A 5,107-nucleotide genomic window follows, 5' to 3' on the forward strand; every position below is an offset into this window, starting at 1 on the left:
TTCGCCTTCGCCAACGACAAGGGCATCTACCTGCACGATTCGCCGGAGAAGGACCTGTTCGACAAGGACCAGCGCGACCTTTCCAACGGCTGTGTCCGCCTTCAGGACGCGGCACGCCTCGGCCGCTGGCTGCTTGGCCGCGATCCCGAGGTCGCATCCGACGCGCCGGAACAGCAGGTCGCGCTTCCCAAGCCGGTGCCGGTCTTCGTCACCTATCTGACGGCGCACGCCGACGGTGGTCAGCTGACGCTCGCCGACGACATCTACGGCCGCGACGCCGGACAGCAGGGCGGCATGCAGGGCGGCATGCAGGTGGCGGCACTCCACTAGCGCGCGTCCCCCCTTCGCGCGCAAAAGCGGCGGGAGCACCTTACTGGGCGCTCCCGCCGCATTGCGTTTGGGCGTGGAGGTCCGGCCGCCGCGCCCGGCCGGCCCTACTCCCTGCTAGATCTTGACCTCGTCCATCGTCGTCAGCTCGGGCTGCGGGACGCCGGACGCCTTGTAGTTGGCCATCAGCTCGGCCTTGCGAGTCGCAAGCTGGGCGCCAAGTGCGTCGAGGTCGATATCGGCCTTGCGCGCCTGGGCGAACAGGCCCTTGCCGCGCTCTTCTTCTTCCTGGACGTGGTGCTCGATTTCCTCGGACAGCACCTTCACCTTGGCGTCGAAGAAATCGTCGGTCTGGCCATTCCCGGCTTCGATCTCGGCGATCAGCAGCTTGGCCGCGTCATGCTCGACGAAGCTCTCCTTGAGCAGGTCCTCCTCGACCTTGCCTTCGCAGGCAGGATAGAAGATCTCCTCCTCCAGTGCGGTGTGGACCGTCAGCTCCAGGCAGATCTGCCGCGCCAGCTTCTCCTTGCGGCCGTCGCCCTTGGCGCTTTCGAATTCCTCGAACAGTTCCTCGACCTTGCGGTGGTCCGCCTTGAGCAGTGCAATCGCGTCCTGGGTATCGGCCATTGATGGGTCCTCCTGATTTAGGACAGGAAACCAACGCAATGGCTCGGATGTTCCTGCCGCGAGAGGCTGAATTTACGCGCTCGGCACCGTCGCCGCGAATAGCCACGCGGCGTCGTTGAAGTTCGACTTTGCGGAACGACCGGAACCGTCGATCGACAACCAGCGGTTCCGGCCGCGGCCCCCTTATTTCGTCGTCTTCATCCCGACGTAGGCGACGCGATGGACCGTCAGCTTCCGGCCCTTGTCGTTGTGGGTCGTCATCGAATGACCGACAGCGACCGGCCTCGTCGTCCAGCACTCCTCGCCTTCCTTGTCGACGGCGCTGGTGAAGCAGGCCTTTCCGTCCTTCATCACGGCGCTTCCGTGATCGACCTCTTTCCCGCCCATGTGGGTCACGTAATTGCCGCTCTCGTCGATCGACTCGCGATAGGCCTTGCCCTTCTCGGTGAAGGTCCAGGTCGTGTGATTGATGTCAAACGCGGCCGGCTTTGCAGCGGCCTTGGCACCGACAGGCGTTGCGGCTGGAACGAGCGCAAGCGCGGCGATCAGACAGATGGTCAGACGCATCGGTTTTCTCCCCTTTTCGAGGAGTCGCCGATTAGCACCAATCAGCCGTGGCCGCGAATGAACTGTTAAACCAGCTCCACCGCGACCGCGGTCGCTTCCCCGCCGCCGATGCACAGGCTCGCAACGCCGCGCTTGCCGCCGGTCTGCTTGAGCGCGTTGATCAACGTCACCAGGATTCGCGTCCCGCTGGCGCCGATCGGGTGACCGAGCGCGGTTGCGCCGCCGTGGACGTTGATCTTGGAATGATCGATGCCAAGGTCCTTCATCGCGAACATGGCGACGCAGGCGAAGGCCTCGTTGACTTCCCACAGGTCGACGTCGCTCGCCGACCAGCCGGCCTTTTCGAGCACCTTGTGGATGGCACCGATCGGAGCGACCGTGAACTGAGCCGGCTCCTGCGCGTGAGCGGCGGTGGCGACGATGCGCGCGACCGGCTTGAGGCCCTTGTCGCGGGCGTTGGATTCGCTGGTCAGGACGATGGCTGCCGCGCCGTCCGAAATCGACGACGAGGTCGCGGCGGTGATCGTGCCTTCCTTGGCGAAGGCGGGCTTCAACTGCGGGATCTTGTCGGGGCGGCCGCGGCCCGGCGCTTCGTCCGTGTCGACCTGAGTCTCGCCGGCGCGGCTCTTGACCGTCACCGGCACGATCTCGTCCTTGAAGCCGCCCTTGTCGATCGCGTCCTTGGCGCGGCGCAGGCTCTCGATGGCGTAATCGTCCATCTGCTGGCGGGTCAGCTGATATTCGTCGGCGGTGCACTGGGCGAAACTGCCCATCGCGCGGCCTTCCTCATAGGCATCCTCGAGCCCGTCGAGGAACATGTGGTCGTAGGCGGTGTCGTGGCCGATGCGAGCGCCCGAGCGATGCTTCTTCAGCAAATAGGGCGCGTTGGTCATCGACTCCATGCCACCCGCGACGATCACGTCGGCGTTGCCGGTGCGGATCGCCTCGTCGCCCATGATCACCGTCTGCATGCCCGAGCCGCAGACCTTGTTGACGGTGGTCGCCTGCACCGTCTAGAGAAGCCCCGCCTTGATCGCCGCCTGCCGCGCCGGCGCCTGGCCGAGACCCGCCGGAAGCACGCAGCCCATGTAGATGCGGTCGATGTCCTCGCCGGAAACGCCCGCACGCTCGACCGCCGCCTTCACCGCCGTCGCGCCGAGGTCGGTCGCGCTGACATCGGCAAGCGCCCCCTGCATCGCGCCCATCGGGGTGCGGGCGATCGACAGGATGACGGTGGGATCGGATGCGGTGGTGGCCATTTTCGAGCTCCTTACATCCTCCCCGGAAGGGGAGGTGGCAGCCGAAGGACTGACGGAGGGGGACCCCTCCACCACTTCGCTGCGCTACGTGGTCCCCCTCCCCGTTCCGGGGAGGATGTGTTGCAGCGCACATAGGCAGTCCGCTCGCCTTGTTCAAACGGCGATGCTAGGCGGTCCGGCATGGCAGACGCACACCTCGATTTCGAACTCGGCGAAATGGCCGACACGATCCGCGACACCACCGAGCGCTTCGCGCGCGAGAAGATCGCGCCGATCGCGGCCGAGATCGACGAAAAGGACGAATTTCCGCGTGCACTGTGGCCGCAGATGGGCGAGCTTGGGCTGCACGGGATCACGGTGGCGGAGGAGGACGGCGGGCTTGGCCTCGGCTATCTCGAGCATGTCGTCGCGCAGGAGGAAGTCGCGCGGGCCTCGGCATCCGTCGGTCTCAGCTACGGCGCTCACTCCAACCTCTGCGTCAACCAGATCCGCCGCTGGGCGAACCCCGAGCAGAAGCAGCGCTTCCTCCCCAGGCTGATCAGCGGCGAGCATGTCGGCGCGCTGGCGATGAGCGAGGCCGGCGCCGGCAGCGACGTCGTCGGAATGAAGCTCAAGGCCGAGAAATCGGGCAACGGCTACCGCCTCAATGGCACCAAATTCTGGATCACCAACGGCTCTGAAGCCGACACGCTCGTCGTCTACGCCAAGACCGGCGAAGGCAGCCGCGGGATCACGACGTTCCTCATCGAAAAAGGCATGGACGGCTTCTCGATCGGCCAGAAGATCGACAAGCTTGGAATGCGCGGCTCACCGACCTGCGAGCTGGTGTTCGACGACTGCTTCGTCCCGCCGGAAAACGTGCTCGGCGAGGAGAACGAAGGCGTCAAAGTCCTGATGAGCGGCCTCGACTATGAACGCACCGTGCTGGCGGGAATCCAGATCGGAATCATGCAGGCCTGCCTCGACACGGTCCTGCCCTACGTCCGCGAACGCAAGCAGTTCGGCAAACCGATCGGCAGCTTCCAGCTGATGCAGGCCAAGGTCGCCGACATGTATGTCGCGCTCAACAGCGCCCGCGCCTACGTCTACCAGGTCGCGCGCTCGTGCGACGCCGGCAAGACGACGCGCTTCGACGCCGCCGGTGCGATCCTACTGGCCAGCGAAAACGCCGTGAAGGTCGCCAATGAGGCGGTGCAGGCGCTGGGCGGCGCTGGGTATACGAAGGACTGGCCGGTTGAGCGCTACTACCGCGACGCCAAGCTGCTCGACATCGGCGCGGGGACGAATGAGATCAGGCGGATGCTGATCGGGCGGGAGTTGGTGGGGGCCTGAGCGAGGCGCGAGCTAATGTCTGCTTTGCGTGGAAAGCTGACACTGACCACCGGCAGGCTGCGACGTGTACTTCTTACAAGCCCGCTCTTCTTTGCGTCCGCTGGTTCCGCCATCGGCGCGCTGTTCGGGTGACCAAGCGTAGAACGCCGACGCCAATCAGGAGGAGCGGAATTGGGGCGGCGAGTAGGAACAGCAGCGCGAAACCCGGAGCATCGTCATCAGAGAAGAAACCCTGCCACAGCAGAGGGAGCAGCGCAGCGAACAACATCGCGAACCCCGCGCGGATGAACCATCGTCGCGCTAGCAGTAGAACGGGAGCTACGATGTATAAGACCAGCGACGCCAGCATCACCGTGACTGCTTGGGCAGCAAGGCTCATTTAGCCACTCTAGCCGCGCGTCCAACGACTGCAATAGCCCGAAGCGAACACTCGACGGTTCCGTCATTGGTTCTCCCGCACATACTCGTCCGGGTCCTTGTCGACCGGATTCACGCCGGTGAGGTGATTGGACTGGAACTCGGCGAAGCGGATGCCGAGCGACTGGCGTAGCTCCAGCGTTCCGTGCTGGCGGAAGTCGGCGAGGCCCTGGCGCTCCTCCTCGGCCATGTGATCGCTGTTGGCCTTGTTGGCTTCGGCCACCGCGGCGCGCCAGTCCTTGGTGCCAACCTTGCATTTCTCGACCGCCGATCCGGCGTCCCGGATTTCGTTGTGATCCTTGATCGCGTCCTTGGTCTCGTCCTTGGCGCTGTCGCTGTCGCCCGCGCCTTTCCCGATCTTCAACAGCTCGGGATAGAAAAAGCGCTCTTCCGCTTCCGCGTGCGCATCGAGGAGCGCGCGCAGGCGGCCCCACACCGCCGTCAGCGCGGCCGTCTCCTTATCCGGAATGTCGTCGATCAGCGCGAACAGCCGCCGCTGCTCCTGATGGTCGTCCTCGATCAATCGCGTGATGTCCATGAGCGCCTCCGTGCGTCGCGACTTGCCAGATCAGTGCCTG

The 5,107-nt window shown here is 64.9% G+C and carries 5 protein-coding genes and 1 pseudogene; 2 read left to right on the top strand and 4 right to left on the bottom strand.

All coding sequences use genetic code 11. The annotated features are described in order from the left end of the window. Positions 1 to 330 (top strand): L,D-transpeptidase family protein (locus JOZ79_RS09985; protein ID WP_294073709.1); only part of this gene is annotated, 330 nt, incomplete at its 5' end. Positions 331 to 444: 114 nt separating this feature from the next. Here the strand turns inward: JOZ79_RS09985 and JOZ79_RS09990 are convergent. The 3 genes and pseudogenes from JOZ79_RS09990 to JOZ79_RS10000 form a co-directional block, all read right to left on the bottom strand. After that, the gene (locus tag JOZ79_RS09990) at positions 445 to 954 is read right to left on the bottom strand and encodes a hemerythrin domain-containing protein (protein ID WP_294073711.1); all 510 of its coding nucleotides are present in this window, start codon (positions 952 to 954) and stop codon (positions 445 to 447) included. Between the two features lie 183 nt (positions 955 to 1,137). Next, on the bottom strand, positions 1,138 to 1,521 hold the full coding sequence (locus tag JOZ79_RS09995) for a hypothetical protein (RefSeq protein ID WP_294073713.1): 384 nt from the start codon (positions 1,519 to 1,521) through the stop codon (positions 1,138 to 1,140). 65 nt (positions 1,522 to 1,586) lie between these two features. Next, a pseudogene (locus JOZ79_RS10000) lies at positions 1,587 to 2,780 on the bottom strand (acetyl-CoA C-acyltransferase). 180 nt (positions 2,781 to 2,960) lie between these two features. On the opposite strand from JOZ79_RS10000, the gene JOZ79_RS10005 reads away from it, so the two are divergent. Continuing rightward, entirely contained in the window at positions 2,961 to 4,112 is a 1,152-nt protein-coding gene (locus JOZ79_RS10005; RefSeq protein ID WP_294073715.1) for an isovaleryl-CoA dehydrogenase, read from the top strand. Between the two features lie 442 nt (positions 4,113 to 4,554). Here the strand turns inward: JOZ79_RS10005 and JOZ79_RS10010 are convergent, their stop codons facing one another. Next, positions 4,555 to 5,067, bottom strand: a complete 513-nt coding sequence (locus tag JOZ79_RS10010) for a hemerythrin domain-containing protein (RefSeq protein WP_294073716.1) — start codon at positions 5,065 to 5,067, stop codon at positions 4,555 to 4,557. Positions 5,068 to 5,107: the final 40 nt, after the last annotated feature.

This window comes from Sphingomonas sp. (assembly GCF_019242355.1).
In the GTDB taxonomy this organism is placed as follows: domain Bacteria; phylum Pseudomonadota; class Alphaproteobacteria; order Sphingomonadales; family Sphingomonadaceae; genus Sphingomicrobium.

What these genes read in the sequence shown, in the direction of transcription:
- JOZ79_RS09990 (WP_294073711.1), bottom strand. Translation starts at nt 954, where the DNA reads ATGGCCGATACCCAGGACGCGATTGCACTGCTCAAGGCGGACCACCGC.
- JOZ79_RS09995 (WP_294073713.1), bottom strand. Translation starts at nt 1,521, where the DNA reads ATGCGTCTGACCATCTGTCTGATCGCCGCGCTTGCGCTCGTTCCAGCC.
- JOZ79_RS10005 (WP_294073715.1), top strand. Translation starts at nt 2,961, where the DNA reads ATGGCAGACGCACACCTCGATTTCGAACTCGGCGAAATGGCCGACACG.
- JOZ79_RS10010 (WP_294073716.1), bottom strand. Translation starts at nt 5,067, where the DNA reads ATGGACATCACGCGATTGATCGAGGACGACCATCAGGAGCAGCGGCGG.